Origin of the sequence: Achromobacter mucicolens (assembly GCF_902859725.1) — a bacterium.
GTDB classification, from domain to species: domain Bacteria; phylum Pseudomonadota; class Gammaproteobacteria; order Burkholderiales; family Burkholderiaceae_B; genus Achromobacter; species Achromobacter mucicolens.
In genome coordinates this window covers 1-1265 of the sequence record NZ_CADIJP010000045.1, presented here as the reverse complement: position 1 = coordinate 1265, position 1265 = coordinate 1, and the positions used below count along the sequence as shown (strand labels likewise).

At 57.9% G+C, this 1265-nt stretch carries 1 protein-coding gene; it reads right to left on the bottom strand.

Going from position 1 to position 1265, the window contains the following annotated elements; genetic code table 11:
- Positions 1-30: 30 nt before the first annotated feature.
- Positions 31-1193 (bottom strand): IS3 family transposase gene (locus tag HV786_RS27180; RefSeq protein WP_175212089.1). Its coding sequence is split into 2 segments (ribosomal slippage): positions 31-923 and positions 923-1193, totalling 1164 coding nucleotides; the frame shifts between segments, so codons are not numbered across the junction.
- Between the last annotated feature and the right edge of the window lie 72 nt (positions 1194-1265).

Here is a 1265-nt window from a genome sequence, read left to right as displayed (position 1 = left end):
CGGCTGTCGTGGTCAAGTTTTAGTGGACACTTAGGTCGGTTGTTTTCGCGGCCGGCGGGCCTCATAGGTGGCCGGAGCCAGATACCCTAACGTAGAGTGCAACCGCCGGGTGTTGTAGAAGTTCTCGATGTAGTCCTGGATGTCCCGATGGGCCTCGGCACGGGTGGCGTAGGACGCCTTCCATAGGCGTTCGACCTTCAGGCTCAGGAAGAATCTCTCCATGACTGCGTTGTCCCAACAGTTTGCTCTGCGACTCATGCTGCACACGATGCCGTGCGCAGCAAGAATTGCCTGGTATTCCGCGCTTCCGTACTGGAAGCCTCGATCGGAGTGAAGCACGAGCCCAGGTCGAGGTCGGCGCTGCCGAATTGCCATCTCCAGTGCTTGGCGAACGACGGGCGTATGCGTCGTTGGCGATGTCGCCCAGCCAATCAGACGTCGCGAGTACAGATCCAACACGGCGGCCAGATGAAGCCATCCCTGAGCCGTATTGATGCAAGTGACATCCGTCACCCAAGCTCGGTTGGGCTGGCTCACATCGAACTGCCGATCGAGCAAGTTCTTGAACGTCGGCTGCCCTAAATCGGTGATCGGGTTGCGAACGAACCGACGCTTCCAAACAGGTCTTAGAAAGGCCTGCCGCATCAGAGTGCGCGCACGATAGCGGCCAATGACAATGCCTTCAGCTCGCAACGCGTGAGAGATACGGCGGCTACCGTACGTCGATCCACTTGCGTTAAATGCCGCGGCTACATGCACCTGTTCGCGCAACGCCTTAGGACGTATCCGTCGGCTACGCTGAGCGTAATAACCGGATCGGCTAACACCCAACACCCGGCAGATGTGGCTGACGTGATAGGCCTTCTGTTGCATATGCGCCACCAGGGCAAAGCTCACTTGAGCTCGCGGGCAAAGAAGGCCGAGGCTTTTTTTAACAGCTCCATGTCCACCTTCGCTTGGCGCAACTCCATCTCCAACTCGCGGATACGTCGTTGCTCGGGCGTGATCGGCAAGCCTGGACCAGGATCGCCCAGTCGATCTGCCTTGTACTGGACCAGCCACCGCCGCAGTGCTGTCTCGCCTATACCCAACGATTTGCAGACCTCGGCCACGCTAAGGTCTTTGTCCATAACCATGTGAACCGCCTGAAGCTTGAACTCAGCCGTAAAGGCACGCCGCTTTATCTTGGTCATGACTCACCTCCTAGGTTCAACCTAAATGGGTGTCTACCAAAATTAGACCACTACAGGCCGCGCGGGCGGCCT